Raw genomic sequence first — 15,491 nt, forward strand, 5'->3', positions numbered from 1 at the left:
GTGTATGGAACTGGTGTATGACTGGAAAAAACAATAATTGACTATCAAACAACTAAAATAATTACCATGAAAAAAATTGCAGCGTTCTTGTTACTGCTCAATACAGTGCTAACATTTGCACAGGGCAGCGATGTGCAGGTAGAATACCAGGCTTTTTTTAATACCCATATGCCTATGAAAATGTATACCACCTTATATGTAAGCGGTAATGTGGCCGTATATCGTGAAAAGTACAGTACCAAAGAAGAATGGACAGAAAAAGTAAAGCCCCAGGAACCTCTGCCGCCCGGAGCCTATACTTCTACAACTAAGGCAACTGTTGCCGATGATGATTATTATAAAATAGACCGGAACAAAAAAGAGGTACTCTTTTATGATAATATCATGAGTAATAAAATGCTTGTGAGAGATACCTATCCCGAGCTTATATGGCAGATAACGGATGAAACTAAAACAGTGGCGGGGTTATCGTGCATAAAAGCGGTTACTAATTTCAGGGGGAGGGAGTGGATAGCATGGTTTGCTCCCGAAGTGCCACTTGCCTTTGGCCCCTGGAAACTGCAGGGATTGCCGGGCATTATACTTGAAGCCTATGATAGTACCAATAAGTATACTATGAAAGCCATAAAAGTAGAGTATAAAAAAAGCGATATGGTTTCTAAAGATTTCACGAAGATCTATGAAACCATGAATAGTAAGCCAATGAGCTACCAAAAATTTTTGCAGGACAATGAAGAAGCGATGGATAATGCCCATGCAGAAATAGCGCAGAAACTGAAAGGTATGGGTGGTACTATTACAAGAACACCTGTGCCCCGTAGTGGAGAAGAGCTGAGTTTTGAATGGGAAAAGCTGTAAATTAATATAAAAAAGGGTTTGTAAAAAATTAACTAAATTTTAAGTTTTTTTTGATCTTTATCTTGTTAAGTTTGACTTAATAAAAAATAAAATTAACAAGTGCAGTAACTACTACTTTCCTGCTGCACTTTTAGTAATAAATTGATTCACATTAGGTTGTGTCTCAGTAAAGGTAATAAGCAAGCTTGTATTATTGTTAATTTATTTACAAACCAATTTTAAAATTATTAATTATGAAAAAAGTTCTATTAAGCGCTATCATGTGCTTTGCAATGACTTCAATTTCCTTCGCTGAAGGTTCTGAAAAAGAAACCAAAAAAAATGAGCCGGCTGCCAAAGAATCTTCTGAGTGTACAGACAATGAAGATGTCCTGCCATGTGGATTTACCATCTTTATCAGGAATGTAAGAAATGAGGTTGTGAAAAAAATCTCTTACAATGGAACAGCTCCTACTGCACAATCGTGTTGTGAATGGGCTGATTCTCAAGTTACTGCTCAGTCTAACATGCTTAATCCAATGTCAGGTTATACTGCTACACACGATCTTCCGGGATGTAGATAAGAATGTAGAGTGCTGATTAATATGACAGGTGAGAACAATTAGTTTTCACCTGTTTTTAAAATATAATGAATGAAAGCAATTATATATATAGTTCTGAATCTGATTTTTGTGTCTGCTTTTGCTCAAAAGCCAAAGGAAAACAATGCTGTGGTTGAGTATAGAATTCATAATAATACAGATATTCCGAATTCTTTAAATGCCAGTTTGTTTGTGAATAAGGCAGTTACCATTTACCTGCCAAAATACTCGACTCAGGTAAATGATAATCAAACGGAGGAAAGAAAACAAAACAAAAGAGTAATCCCTGATTGGCGATATCTAAAAATAGATCATAAAAAGAAAGAAATTCTTTCATTTGAGACTTTAGGGTTTAACCTGGTTTTGGTGAAAGATGATTATAATAATCTCAAGTGGAATATAACTGAAGAGAAAAAAGTCATTGGTAATTATCAGTGTACTAAAGCAACAACTTCATATCGGGGCATGGACTGGATTGTATGGTTTACACCTGATATAGCGTTGCCATACGGCCCATGGAAGCTGCATGGACTTCCGGGATTAATCATAGAAGCCCATGATGCGGGTGAAAAATTTACATGGGTAGTTGAAAAAATAGAATTTAAAAGAGATGCTATATTTGACAAAGAATTTGCCACATTAGTTGAAACAAGTAATAAAGAGCCAATATCACAAAGACAGTCTATTGAGCAGCAAGATGAGTTTGAAGCCAATATGGAAGCTGAGATGAGGCAGGCAAATCCCGGAATGGGTGAATCCGTAAAAGTGTCAAGAGGCGGCTACGAACTAAAATATGAATGGGAACAATAAATAATTGATTCTAACTAGTGCTTCAAAAACTTGTATTTGCCTTATTTTTTATAATATCATTGCCTGTATTTGGACAAACGGCCATAAAGGGTAAAATAGAAGCAGCTTCGGGTGAGACATTACCCGGGGCTTCTGTCATTATAAAAAATAATGAAGGAAAGTTTATAGCCTATGGCATTACCCAGGAAAATGGTAATTATACCATAACGGTAAAGGATGCGGGCGACTATATCCTCGAGGCTAACTTTTTGGGTTATGAAAAGCAAAGCCATAAAATTTCGGTTACTGAGGGTAAGGATATTACACAAAACTTTATATTGAAAGAGTCGCAGGAGGTGCTTAAAGAGGTCATTATAGAGGCCGAAGCGCCTGTGAAACTGAAAGGTGACACCCTTGTATATGATGCAAAGAAACTAGCTACCGGCCACGAAGTAGTGGTTGAAGACCTGCTGAAGAATATACCTGGTGTTACCGTGCAGAAAGACGGTAAAATATTTTATGGCGAGAACGAGATAGAAAAGGTTATGGTCGATGGAGACGACCTCTTCAATAAAGGGTATTCACTGCTAACCCGCAATATGCCTACCCAGCCTTTGGATAAAGTTGAGGTACTGCGGAATTATTCTAATAATAAACTCCTTAAAGGTATTGAGGATTCTGATGGGGTGGCGCTTAATTTAACGGTTGATGAGAAATTCAAAAATCTGTGGTTTGGCGATGTGTCGCTGGCTTATGGCAATGATAACCGCTATAATGCAGGTGGTAACCTTATGAATTTCAGCAAGGCCTATAAAAACTTTTTGACCTGTAACCTGAACAATGCCGGGTATGATAAAACAGGAGCTATTAACGATATGATCTATAATTCCAGTGAACTGGAGTCTGTGGGCAGGAGTGTCAATGCTACGGCACTTATGGATATGAGCTTCAGCGTGCCACGGCTTGATGAAAAGCGTTCTAATTTCAACAATGCCGAGATGGTTTCGCTGAGCACTATAATTCCGTTAGGTTCAAAGGTAAAGCTTACGTTAAAAGGCTTTTTGGGTTTTGATGAACTGAGTGCGTGGAATAATTCGTATTCGGTCGTAGATATACCCAGGACTTACTTTGAGAATATACAAAGTAACAGCTCAAAAAACTACCTGAAAAGAGGCTACATCAACGCCTACTTCAATTATGATGTATCGGCTACGCAAATGCTGCAATCGTCTACAACCCTTAATAGTGGGAGTGATGATTTCAGGAACGATCTTATTTTTAACGGTACAAGCAGCAGGGAAAAGCTAGATACCCAGAACAGTTATTTCGACCAAAAATTAACCTATACCCATCAGTGGGATAAACGTAATGTCGTATTGCTTAAAGGACGTTTTCTGAGTGACAGGCTGCCGCAGCAGTACGGGATCAATGATTATCTTATGGGCGACCTGTTTCCGTATGATGGTATCAACGCTATTGGCAATGCTATTAAAAACAAAAAACAATACATGGGCCTGGAGGCCGATTTTAAACTGAAACAGAAAAACAACGACCTCATAGCTTTTACGGTGGGTTATGAGAATAACCATGATGATCTTGCTACCCGTTTCAGCCTGTACTCCGATTCGGGAACTATATTGCCCGAAGACTTTCAGTCACGTTCGGCTTTTAATGTGGGCGATCTATATGCCAGTAGTGCTTATACCTGGAACGTGGGTAAATTTTCGGTTACGGCAAATGCCAGCGTGCACCAGCTCTTTAATAGCTTTGAGAATAAGAACGGCAGCACCAAAAAACAGAACCCTTTTTATGTAACCCCAAGCCTTTTTGCGTCGTATAAATTCAATCCGCAGAATACGCTTTCGGCCAATTATAGCTATAGGGTGACCAACACGAACCTGATACAGGTTAACGATGCATATCTTCTTGTCTCTTCGCGTAGTTTTGCTAAAGGGCTTGGCTATTTTGAGCAGCTGGAGAGTTCTTTTGCCGGGCTAAATTATTCTACCAAGCATTACCTGAACCGCTACAGTTTCTCCTGGGGGGTTGATTATTCAAAACAGAATGACGTTGTGAGCTATCGCAGTGAACTCGATCAGAATAGTTCTCTTTCAGAAGCTTTTATTATGAAAGGTGGTGACAGTTTTAGTGGGAAGTTCAACTCGCATTTTGTGGTCAGGAAATTAAAAGGGAGTGTTCAGCTAGGCATAAGAGCTGATATGAGGGCTTACTATAACATCATAAACGATTCGGGTTTGCGTAAAAACACATCCTATGCCCAGAATTATACCTTTGGGTGGCGAAGCGATTTGAAGGGCGATTTTGATTTTAATATCGGTACAGTGTGGAGCTTTAATCAGGCAAAATCTGAAACTACCTTTAAAAACAGTGCCAAAACCAGTTTTTTAGACTTGTTGTATAAAACAGGAGATAATTTTACAATGAAGCTTACTACCGAGCATTATAACTTTGGAGGACTTGATGAGCATAATAATTATTTTTTCTCCGATTTAGAAAGTGCTTACTCTTTTAAGGATAAAAAATATATCATTGGGCTTGATGCGCGAAATCTTTTCAATACTAAAACTTTCGATACCTATAGTGTTTCTGATTATGGCTATGCGACAAATTCGTTCAGGCTGCTGCCGAGATATGTTTTGCTGAGCTTTAAGTTTCGATTCTGATAATTTGATAATTTGATGGTTGGATTTTTGGATACTTCGGTTTCGGTACTTAGGTGATTCGAAAAATCCGGCAGTCGAACAATCCCGATCATAAAAAAAGCGCTCCTTTTGGGAGCGCTTTCTGTATGCTGGAAAAATAATAAATTATTTTTTCTTTCCTTTTGCCGGAGCTTTTGCAGCTTTTGCAGCTTCCTGAGCAGCTTTCATAGCAGCACGAGAAATTCTTACCTGAGCAACAACAGTGTTGTCCGGGTGAAGTAGCTTATAGTTTTCAGTTGGAAGAGAAGTAACATAAAGTTTGTTACCCATCTGAAGTTCGCTGATGCTTGCTTCAACATAGTCAGGTAGATTAGCAGGTAAAGCTCTAACTTTAAGTTTACGTTGGTTAAGACGTAAAACACCACCTGCCATAACACCTGGAGAATTACCTGTAACTTTCACAGGAACTTCCATAGTGATTTCTTTTTTCTCATCAAGTTCGTAGAAATCGATGTGTAAAATTTTGTCAGATACCGGGTGGAACTGGATATCCTGAAGGATAGCGTTGTAAGTTGTACCGGCAAGGTCAATTACTACAGTGTGTACGTTTGGAGTGTAAACTAAGCCTTTGAATGCTATTTCTTCTGCAGTAAAATGTACTGGCTGATTTCCTCCGTATAACACGCAAGGAACCATTCCAGCATTACGTATCGTACGCGTTGCCGCTTTACCTACGCTTTCTCTTTCAGATCCTTTGATCGTAATTGATTTCATTTGAAATAAATTATATAATTAATAATAAAAAAACTTACATTATAAACTTCCCACTAATGGAAGTGTTGTTTTGCACCATGTGCATTACATCTGCAAACAGGTCTGCACATGTGATAACTTTAATTTTTGGCGACTGCTTCTTTAAAGGGATGCTGTCTGTAACGATCAGTTCGGTAAGCTTAGAGTTCTCTATCTTCTCATAAGCGCCACCTGAAAGTATAGCATGCGTACATATAGCTCTTACGCTAAGTGCGCCTCTTTCTATCATTAGGTCGGCTGCTTTTGCAAGCGTACCGCCCGTATCTATCATATCGTCAACAAGGATGATGTTCTTTCCGGTTACATCACCGATAAGCTCCATCGTCTCGATTACATTAGCTTCTTTACGCTGCTTATAGCAGATCACCACGTCAGACCCTAAGAATTTAGAGTAGGCGTAAGCTCTCTTAGAGCCACCCATATCAGGAGAAGCTATAGTAAGGTTCTCCAGGTTCAGGCTTTTAACGTATGGTAAGAAAATAGTAGAAGCAAATAGATGGTCTACCGGTTTCTCGAAGAAGCCCTGTATCTGGTCAGCGTGAAGGTCCATGGTCATGATCCTTGTAGCACCTGCTGTTTCAAGCAGCTTGGCAACAAGTTTAGCCCCTATCGGAACCCTTGGTTTATCCTTTCTGTCCTGTCTTGCCCAACCGAAGTAAGGTATAACAGCAGTGATGTGCCTTGCCGATGCCCTTTTGGCAGCGTCGATCATAAGAAGAAGTTCCATCAGGTTGTCTGAGCTCGGGAATGTAGAGCACACAAGGAAAACCCTTAATCCCCTGATTGATTCTTCGAATGAAGGCTGGAATTCGCCGTCACTATATGTAGAGAACGTAACTTTACCCAGTTCCGCGCCATAGCTTTTGGCTATTTTTTCGGCCAGGTACACACTTTGAGAACATGCAAATATTTTTGCTTCGGGCTCGTTGTATGACATTTTAATTTGTTGTTTTGTAGTTAGTTAGTCTTTAGACCTGTATACGAGGGTGCAAATTTAGGAATTTAATTTAACTCTTAAAGGAAATTTCAATGTATTTTCAAGGAAATTAAATATTTATTTTTACATTTGCACCCACGAAACAGTAACATTGTAGCTGTTTTTGTATAGATTGACACCACAATCAACAAGCCTGGATGGCGGAATTGGTAGACGCGCACGACTCAAACTCGTGTACTTAGGTGTGTGGGTTCGATTCCCACTCCAGGTACTAAAAGGAAGCTATAGGCTTCCTTTTTTTATTTGCAGGTTATCGTATACGATTTCATATAGATTATATTATGACCAAGGAATCTCAAACCTAAAATTACTCTTCCCAATGCTGCTAATTACAAGAAAAAGATAGCCTTTAAAATATACTAAAACAACAAAGGCAACCCTTAGGCTGCCTTGTTTTAATTTTAAAGTATACGGATTACAGATCCGTATTATCTGCTTATTTCTTTTGGAACTTATACGTTTGCACTTCTCCTTGTACATTTACCTTTAGCAGGTAGATTCCTGTAGTTAGGCTTTCCATGTTAACCATGCCTTCAAGACCTGTAATTTCTTTGGTCATTACCAGTCTTCCGTTCATGTCATAAACTGATATCCCATTGATTTCCCTGTTGTCTGATTTAATGTACAGGTTGTTTTCTACCGGGTTAGGGTAGTATGTAAACGGATTGATCGTGTTTTCAGCCAATGTCAATATCGTTGCCTTAGTCGTTCTGTAAGTTGGCAGCGACCAGTTGCTGTTGTTCTCTTCATCACAATTAGACCTTACAAATATCTGGTACTGTGTGCTGGTTAACAGGTTTTCGCTAAGTGATCCTTCCGTTTCACCGCTAACAGAATGATAGTTTTCATCCAATAGACTTGCATTGGTTATTTGTCCCTGGCCATTAACGATTACTTTTCCGTAAAGCACTTCCCATTCGTCAGATGAGCCCAGTTCGTCCCAATTTACATCTATACCATAGTTCGTTGCAGTAGCAGAAAGATTGACCGGCATTACACACGCAGGCACATCGCCGCTCGCCCTGTTCTCCAGGTAAGCCGAAATTGGGAAGTTACCCTGACTGCCATTAAATACGGCATCCGGGACATCAACTTTTACTGTATAGTCACCTGCAGGCAGGGTTCCAAGGTTTACTTCGTGAATCGGTATCCTGTCGCCCGGGCACCAGTTATTCCAGTAGATCCACCCTCGAACCGGCATTGGATTAACTCCATAAATACCGTTACCCTGAGTGTTGAACTGACGGTAAGGCTCACATGATTTTCCTCCCGGTGCATAAGCATAGATCAGGGTGTTGTTCAGGTATACGTTATGGCGGCGGCGGATGTATTCTTCGCCACCACTATTTGAACCATGGTTAGAAGTGATAAGGAACAGCTTTAAATTTTCAACCTGTGTGTCAAGGTGAAAGTTTATCAGTTTTGTAGTTTCGCCAGGTACATCTGTTGCGTCATAGTTGTTCATGTTTACCCTGCTCAGAATTGGCTTGAAGAACAACGGGTCAGTATTAACGATCGAAGAATCTTCTGAGGTTGTAAGTTTTAAGGTAGCCCTGAAGGTATCTTTGTGGCCTGAACAGCCTGATACCTGTGTCTGGCCTGCGCCTGTAGTACCAAATACCTCAAACTCTACCCATATATCATACTGCTCGCGAAGGGCTGTGTTAGATAGTATATCAGCCACGTTGTCCGACTTAAAGTGGTAATTAACGTTATTAGGGCTGTTGTTCTTGTTCATAAAAGGAGTAATGAAACGGGAAACCTCAATATGCTGCACTTCAGACTGCACATAAGTTTCTACCCCTTTTGGTGTGAAAGCAAGGGTAACATGTCCAAGACGGTCATAATTATCACAGGCTGCTTCAAGCTTAACGTCTATGTCAAGCGTGTTCCCTATAAGGTCTAGCTGTGCATCGGTAAGTTTTTTTGCATACACCGCATTGCTAAAACGAAGTATGTCGGATGAAATAGGCTCTAAAAGATCAGCGCCTTCCACAAAACCGGCATAGCCGTCATAATATAGTACACCGTCAAAAACGGTAATGGTTTCCTGGGCTTCTGCCTGCCATGCCCCCAGGCACAACAGCAGCAAGCTCGTTTTTTTTAATTTACCCCTTAGATTAGTAATTGACAAATTCATGAATTTTTTTTGTTAGTTTATAGCTTAATTAGGTTTTAGCGATTGCATAAGTATATGAAATCCTGCTAAAAATAGACAGTATATAGTTAATTATTGTCGATTGTGTAAATTTATAACAAATAATATGTTAACGTGTTGTTTTAAAACAAATATGGTAAGAAAATTTTATAATAAATTAATATAAGCTTATGATTCCTTTGTCACTTTGTGTCTTTTTCATTTTATAATTTTGGAAATACTACAAGTCGTAATCTTTTGTAATAACGAAGATGACGGGCCGTCAGGCTGTTGAGGAGGCTGTAGCGGGCTCATGTACTTTCCGCCCGTTCGTACATGATTAAAGCCTACGCCGGCGCAATTTGCGGAAACCGGTCAGCAACACAGCAGTATTACAAGATGATTACGACTTTTTTTAATAAGTTTGCCGCACTAAAAATTACTACATGAGCAAACTTTATTTTTCTGTCATTACATTATTATTTACATGCCTGTCATTTGCCCAGCCAAGAAAAGGTGAATTCATCAATGCTTCGGTAGGTATCGGCCTGGCAGCACCCTACGACGAATCGGAAACAACAGGAAATGGTTTTTATGCACAGGCAGAATATGTCTGGGCTCCCAATACCTGGTTTGGCGTGAGGCCTTACGTGGGCCTTGTTGTTGCTTCGGGAGAATCTGATGAAAAGGATATGCCAGCAGGAGTAAAAGAATACATCAAGTCAAATGCGGCTTTGCTTGGTGCAAAAGTTCGCCTGGCGGCACCCATTCCGTATGTTGCGCCTTTTGTGGAAGTTGGCGTAGGGATGTCTATAGGTTCTTTTGAAACCGATACACAATATACACAGCTTAAGAAGAGCGGAGCACTTTTGCATATACCTTTTTCTTTAGGCCTGGCAATAGGGCGTAAGCACGCGACCGAGATAAAATTCACCTATTACTACCATAATGCAGTCGAGCAATTCTCAGGTGCAGCGGCGGTAGGTTTTTCTTTTCCGCTGGATAAGCAGTAACCGCTATCGTTAATCATATAAAAGGCAACCGTTGAGGCTGCCTTTTTTTTGATGTAGCAGATTATAATCTGCTACAGAGTTGGTAATTGCTGTAGCTGCTCTTTTCTTAAATTTGAAAATGACCGCCTCTATTGTCCGAAATGCCAAATAGTTGTTTTCAATGAAATCAAGACTACCACTGATATACCTGTTTTTGCTGCTGAATCATTGCGTTTATGGCCAGGAGGTTGAGCCAAGAGCCTATGCGGCGCTGCCTAAAAATGCAAATGTATTTGCAGTTGTCTACGGCTATTCGAACGGTAATATTATTTCAGATGCGGCACAGCCCATCCAGGATGCCAAATTAAATTCGCACAATATAGGATTAGGCTATGTACATACCTTCGGGTTTTTCAAAAAACTGGCAAGGATACAGCTTACCCAGCCCATTACTTTTATGCATGGGGAAGGCGATTATCTGGGTGAATACCGGACTATTTCGCGTAATGGCTTAGGTGATACACGCATACGCTTCGGGATAAACCTTACCGGCTCTCCGGCACTGCCTGCAAAAGAATTCAGTAACTATCAGCAAAAGGCAATTATCGGGTTCAGTTTTGTCACATCCATACCTACAGGGCAATATTTTGAAGACAGATTATTTAATATTGGTACTAACCGCTGGGGCTTTAAACCTGAGGTAGGTATATCAAAACGATTTGAGCGTGTTTATGCCGAAGCCTATACAGGGGTTTGGTTCTACACTGAAAATAAAGAATACCTCTCTGTCAAAACCCAAAAGCAGGAACCGGTATTCAGCGCGCAGGTACACCTTTCGTACTATCTAAAGAACCATATGTGGTTTGGGGTAAACGGCAACTGGTTTACAGGGGGAGAAACACTTGTAGACGGCGTAGCTACAGGAAATCTTGCTAATAACTGGCGTATGGGAGCAACCTTTTCATCGCCAATCGATGCAAAACAGTCTTTAAAATTCCAGTTTCACGTTGGGGCTTTTTCCCATACGGGATTCAAGTATAATCTTTTTTCGCTTGCCTACCAGTATGCGGCTTTTTAGATAGTAGAGGGTTTGTCTCCGGGATGTCATTGTGAGCGAACGTAGTGGAATCGAAAAAATCTAAACGATTCATTATTAGAGATTTCTCCTATCGTCGAAATGACAAAACATAATAAATGTTAAGGCAGCTTTTAGACTTATTTAAGATTCCTCTCCTTCAAAAGATTGTCTATTTCTTTAGTCTTGTATTTCGAATTATTGATCAGTTTATACGCTAAAAACAACGGAATCAGGGTAAACCATCCCAAGCTGTTTTTTACAACGCTGTAAAATACGATTCCAAACATGAACCCAATTAGTACCGCATTAATAACAGCTGCCGTTTTCAGTTTTTTTGATTCCTGCAATAGTTCCAGGTCGGTTAATTCGTTTAGGTTTTTCATTTTTAGTGGTTGGATTTTTGGTTAGCCAAATATATAAAATTATGATTAGACACAAGCGTGATGCTACGCAAGCGATGGGTATGCCAGCAGTTTTTATATCTTTTTAAGCCAATCATACTGAAAAAATCTATTCCATTTTTGGAGGTATATTTCGTAATCTGTTTCCCAAAAATGGGGGTCGGAGCAAAACTCCTCAATTTCTTCGACTATTGCTGAAAACCTTCTTTCAAATAGTATGTCAGAATCATCTATATTGAATGATTCATTATAATAGAAAGCCTGAATAAAAGGGGTAATATCTTCTCGAATAATGCCAAGATTCCTTAATTCATTTAGCCTATCAAATACAACAAAAACAAAAGACTTGTATTCTTCAAAAGTCATTTTAGACATAGTTGAGTAATTCAAATTCTTTTCTAAGAATAATTCAAAAGTTGCTTTCAATTTAAGAATGTCCGGGTGTAGATTTCTTTCTTTAGTGAGGTCTTTTCTTAAGGGAAAACGTTGCAAATTCAGATTTGGACATGCTTCATAATTAATTTTTTTCGGTAGTTTATCTTTTGAGAAAAGAACTTTTTGTAAATTTTTACTCGTGTAAAATTCAACTGAGTTTAAATATGGATTCAAAGAAAGATCCAATACTTCAACATTTGTGTCATAAAGCTGTAAGGATTCGAGAGCAGGAGTTTTTTTGAATAAGCTATTTGCATATCCTTTATCATGCCACACTGTAAGATTCTTAATGTTTTTCAGATCATCAATTACTTTTCCTTTATAAGTTTTTACAGATAAGAAAGTCATCCCTTCGACAGAAATAAGCATCTCATTTTTTAAGTCGAGTGTCACTTTGTCACCTATAACCAGATGTTGACAATAAAGTGCTGAAGAATTTGATATATCACTTTCGTGAATTGCGATTGCTCCAAGGCGCTGTTGTTTTAAAATAGAGTTTACAAGATTAAAGTCATCAGAAGAAACTTTATCAAAAGCAACAGAATCTATTGTTTGAATGTTATTTTTAAGATTTAATATGTCTATCTGAGCATATTCAAAATTAGGAAATATCCCTAATTTTATTTTTTCCTCCCAATCTTCAAATCTGGATGTAATCAGGAGTCCATTAAATTTATCAGTATATATGCTCGAATTCATGCCTCTTTTATTATTTCTAAATTACAGCCTCACATATCCTGCCAGTTGTATGATGCTGTTGGAAACGTCTATGCTTTTGCCTAAAACATACTGGTTCATGTAGCCTGCCTCAAGGTCAAACTTAGAAGAGAAACGCCAGCCCAAAGCCACATAAGCCCTGTTTTGGTCAAATACTTTTCCGTTGGTTACCACATCGTTGTTCTTTAGGTTAAAGAAAGCCTCATCCTGAAAGGCTACAAATGCACCATTGGTAAAGCTTTCCGTTTTTTGCAGCGGCATGATCATGCGTACAAAATAGCGCAGCCTCAGGGCAAACTCAAAATTATCAGTGGTAAGCTCACTGCCTTCTACCATTGGCGTGCCTATAAATCGCTGCTCAAGGCGAAAACGGTGCTGTAGTGTAGTGCTTCGTGCATCAAGCGCAAATTTTTGGTTGTAGATGTACTGTTCCCAAATGCGGTGCTCCGGAATCCACCCCGAAATGTCGCTTACGGTCCTGTTAGATCCCACGAAGGCATATCCCACAGTGGCAATCGATTTGCTGTTAATGTGGTAGTTAAGCCCCGGGCGAAGCAGCACGTTCTGGAATTTCTCCCATTCGTCAGAACTTCTCAGCTGCCCGTCAAAATGGATGCTCAGCTTATCATTGAGCTTATATGATGCAAAAACTGCCCCCCAGCCGGTAAAATCCTTTCTGGTTTGGGCAGTTATTGTATAGAGATTAAGTGCTAATAAAAGGAATAAAAAAAACTTTTTCATAAGGCATATAGTGTGTGATGCACAAATATAGCCTATTTATAATTTATTATAAAGTACTTATGGCTGTTCCGGTAAGGTACCTGCTTTTTCGGTTTCTGCTTTTTTCTCTGCGGCTCTTTTCATGGCCTTGCCTTTGCCTATGGGAATCCCGACAGTAACATAAAAACTGCGGTTGTATATCCTGGGGCCGTCGCCTTTCATTACCGGCACAAGCCCGAGGTAATAGGTTAGCCCTATATTCATGCCATTACCACCCATAAGCCTGTAGCCGGTGCCAAAACAAAGCCCGGCGTCTATTACATGTATCTTGTCCCTTATGTTGTTCTTGTAGCGCAGGTCGTCATCATCTATTTCCTTTATGAATTCGTCAAAAGCATTGGCCAATAGAGCCACTTCCGGCCCGGCTTTTACAAAAATGTGGTTTTTAAACTGGTATTTCAGGAGTATGGGCACGTTAAAATAACGTATCTCCCTGTTTACATGCCCACCCTGGTATATGTTGTCAAGCTCGGCATTGTTAAGTGAGTATACCGGCAGGTTGTTGGCACCCAGTGGCGATTTTACGATCACTCCGGTGTTAATCATCCAGCCGGGATGTTTTTTCATAAGGAAGTCAAAATAGAATCCAAGGTTGAATCCCGGATTATATTTTGCATCGTCAACATTGGATAAGGTAGAAAAATTAGCTCCGCCTTCGAGTCCGAATTCGATAGATCCCGTATTGAGTTTGTCGCCAAACACAAGCGAAATCAGGACCTGTGAATGGGATGTAGTCATGCTCAACAGCATAAACAGCAGAAGGAGTATCTTTTTCATGTAGATGATTTTATAGTCCGAAACGGTACTGTAAGCTTCCCAAAGCCTGGGTGCGGCTTCCCAGGAATCCAACTTCTGCCCTGAACATTACGTGCCTGCTAAACTGGTATTGTGTACCGATGATAAAGTTCCACATGTCTTTAGGCGCTTTTTCAAGAGAGTATTGTACCGAAGACGATTCGGCAGTACTTAGGGCACCGTCAATAGAATTTAGAAGGTTTCCGGCACTTTCAAGAGCGCGGTTTGCTGTATTGTGCTTGGCAATATTAGAAGGTCTTGATTGGTCAACAGTGCTTAGGCCTGCCCACCAATCGTCTACCGATTGCTGTTTTTGGGCTACGGTTGCCAGTCCGTTATCTACTTTTTCCTGCGCGCCGTCAAGATTAATAACATCACTCAGGTTAATGCTTCCATTGGTGCCACTTTTCAGGTGTACCCTGAAGGCACCTACCCATACGGCAATATTGGTGTCGGGTTTATTGAATTTAAAGGTTTTACCAAGCCTTGGACCAAAAATATAACTAAAGGCCGGTTTGTCCAGTTCGTCAATATCGGTCCAGGCCATGTTCATGTCCAGTGCGAGCCAGCCACCGCCAATCCCTATGGTAGGTGTCATGCCCAGTCCCATGGTTACTGCATCAAAATTGGCTTTTGTATGAAAAGAGGTTACTTCGCTCCAGTTGTTATTGCCATCCGGCACCCATATACCGGCATTTATGGAGGTGCTGGCTTTGGCCTTGCCAAATATCCCGTAAATATTAAGAAAAGGGAGTATCCATACATCCGGCCTTATGGTAACAGCAGAAGCCTCTGCCTCTGCACCGTTGAACCTTACAATCTCGTCAAGGTCATACATTGGACCGTGATTAAAGCCTACTTTAAGATTTTGGATCACAATATCTGATTTTGACCAAAAATAATTGACCGACACCCCCGCCGAATAGGGTAACTGAAAGCCCTTTTCGGTTGCTTTTTTACCCCAGATAGGGAGTATGTAAGGATAATCGGCTATCTCAAGACTGTCTTTGAGCGCCGCATTCTTTTTCCCGACAACTTTATCGGAATATACCTGTCCATAAGCAATCGTTGCTGCAAAAAATAAGGCGAACAGTAGTATAGTTTTTTTCATCGTTATTGGATATGGGTTAGCACTAAGGACTTACTCAGTATAAAGTTATGCTAATTAAACAGCGCTATGTTTTTTAGATACTTGTAAGATGTTCCATTTTATAATCTGCTACATAATTCGCCGTGTTATGCCTGTGTAAACAAATGAAGAAGTATCACAGAAACAATTTTTGTTTAACAGTTTATAGATGAATTACAATTTTTTTTAAAAGATGTCAATCCGGGTATGGTCTGTAAATAAACCCCTATGGCTACTGGGTGTAGATGTTTGGCTACAAGTTAAAGGTTAAACAAAATTGTTCCATTTTATAATTTGCTACAACGTATTCCTTTTAAAAAAGTGCT

At 39.8% G+C, this 15,491-nt stretch carries 14 protein-coding genes and 1 tRNA gene; 7 read left to right on the forward strand and 8 right to left on the reverse strand.

Annotated elements, in window-relative coordinates:
• The first annotated feature begins 66 nt into the window (after positions 1–66).
• The 4 genes from ACX0HA_RS15050 (at position 67) to ACX0HA_RS15065 (ending at position 4,912) form a co-directional block, all read left to right on the forward strand.
• Entirely contained in the window at positions 67–858 is a 792-nt protein-coding gene (locus ACX0HA_RS15050; protein ID WP_458846127.1) for a GLPGLI family protein, read from the forward strand.
• A gap of 233 nt (positions 859–1,091) precedes the next feature.
• On the forward strand, positions 1,092–1,421 hold the full coding sequence (locus ACX0HA_RS15055; RefSeq protein ID WP_458846128.1) for a hypothetical protein: 330 nt from the start codon (positions 1,092–1,094) through the stop codon (positions 1,419–1,421).
• A 69-nt stretch (positions 1,422–1,490) separates the two neighbouring features.
• Positions 1,491–2,249, forward strand: coding sequence for a GLPGLI family protein (locus ACX0HA_RS15060; RefSeq protein WP_458846129.1), 759 nt, complete (start codon positions 1,491–1,493; stop codon positions 2,247–2,249).
• A gap of 17 nt (positions 2,250–2,266) precedes the next feature.
• On the forward strand, positions 2,267–4,912 hold the full coding sequence (locus tag ACX0HA_RS15065; RefSeq protein WP_458846130.1) for a carboxypeptidase regulatory-like domain-containing protein: 2,646 nt from the start codon (positions 2,267–2,269) through the stop codon (positions 4,910–4,912).
• A gap of 144 nt (positions 4,913–5,056) precedes the next feature.
• On the opposite strand, the gene ACX0HA_RS15070 is transcribed toward ACX0HA_RS15065, so the two are convergent.
• Both ACX0HA_RS15070 and ACX0HA_RS15075 read right to left on the reverse strand, forming a co-directional pair.
• Complete coding sequence (locus ACX0HA_RS15070; protein WP_458846131.1) at positions 5,057–5,665, reverse strand: 50S ribosomal protein L25/general stress protein Ctc; 609 nt, start codon at positions 5,663–5,665, stop codon at positions 5,057–5,059.
• 34 nt (positions 5,666–5,699) lie between these two features.
• A complete protein-coding gene (locus ACX0HA_RS15075) occupies positions 5,700–6,641 on the reverse strand; it encodes a ribose-phosphate pyrophosphokinase (protein ID WP_458846132.1) in 942 nt (313 codons plus the stop codon).
• A gap of 191 nt (positions 6,642–6,832) precedes the next feature.
• On the opposite strand from ACX0HA_RS15075, the gene ACX0HA_RS15080 reads away from it, so the two are divergent.
• Positions 6,833–6,912, forward strand: a tRNA-Leu gene (locus ACX0HA_RS15080).
• A gap of 225 nt (positions 6,913–7,137) precedes the next feature.
• On the opposite strand, the gene ACX0HA_RS15085 is transcribed toward ACX0HA_RS15080, so the two are convergent.
• Positions 7,138–8,841, reverse strand: coding sequence for a peptide-N-glycosidase F-related protein (locus ACX0HA_RS15085; protein ID WP_458846133.1), 1,704 nt, complete (start codon positions 8,839–8,841; stop codon positions 7,138–7,140).
• Between the two features lie 443 nt (positions 8,842–9,284).
• Between ACX0HA_RS15085 and ACX0HA_RS15090 the strand changes: the two genes are divergently transcribed.
• Both ACX0HA_RS15090 and ACX0HA_RS15095 read left to right on the forward strand, forming a co-directional pair.
• Positions 9,285–9,851, forward strand: a complete 567-nt coding sequence (locus tag ACX0HA_RS15090) for a hypothetical protein (protein ID WP_458846134.1) — start codon at positions 9,285–9,287, stop codon at positions 9,849–9,851.
• 160 nt (positions 9,852–10,011) lie between these two features.
• The gene (locus ACX0HA_RS15095; protein WP_458846135.1) at positions 10,012–10,908 is read left to right on the forward strand and encodes a transporter; all 897 of its coding nucleotides are present in this window, start codon (positions 10,012–10,014) and stop codon (positions 10,906–10,908) included.
• 137 nt (positions 10,909–11,045) lie between these two features.
• On the opposite strand, the gene ACX0HA_RS15100 is transcribed toward ACX0HA_RS15095, so the two are convergent.
• From ACX0HA_RS15100 to ACX0HA_RS15120, 5 genes are all read right to left on the reverse strand, one after another.
• Positions 11,046–11,291, reverse strand: coding sequence for an FUSC family protein (locus ACX0HA_RS15100; RefSeq protein ID WP_458846136.1), 246 nt, complete (start codon positions 11,289–11,291; stop codon positions 11,046–11,048).
• A gap of 93 nt (positions 11,292–11,384) precedes the next feature.
• A complete protein-coding gene (locus ACX0HA_RS15105) occupies positions 11,385–12,443 on the reverse strand; it encodes a hypothetical protein (protein WP_458846137.1) in 1,059 nt (352 codons plus the stop codon).
• Positions 12,444–12,464: 21 nt separating this feature from the next.
• Positions 12,465–13,202 carry a DUF2490 domain-containing protein gene (locus tag ACX0HA_RS15110; RefSeq protein ID WP_458846138.1) on the reverse strand — a complete coding sequence of 246 codons (738 nt, stop codon included), beginning with the start codon at positions 13,200–13,202 and terminating at the stop codon, positions 12,465–12,467.
• Between the two features lie 57 nt (positions 13,203–13,259).
• On the reverse strand, positions 13,260–14,018 hold the full coding sequence (locus ACX0HA_RS15115) for a porin family protein (protein ID WP_458846139.1): 759 nt from the start codon (positions 14,016–14,018) through the stop codon (positions 13,260–13,262).
• Positions 14,019–14,028: 10 nt separating this feature from the next.
• A complete protein-coding gene (locus tag ACX0HA_RS15120; RefSeq protein WP_458846140.1) occupies positions 14,029–15,147 on the reverse strand; it encodes a hypothetical protein in 1,119 nt (372 codons plus the stop codon).
• Positions 15,148–15,491: the final 344 nt, after the last annotated feature.

The sequence above is a fragment of the Flavobacterium hauense genome, from assembly GCF_054457175.1.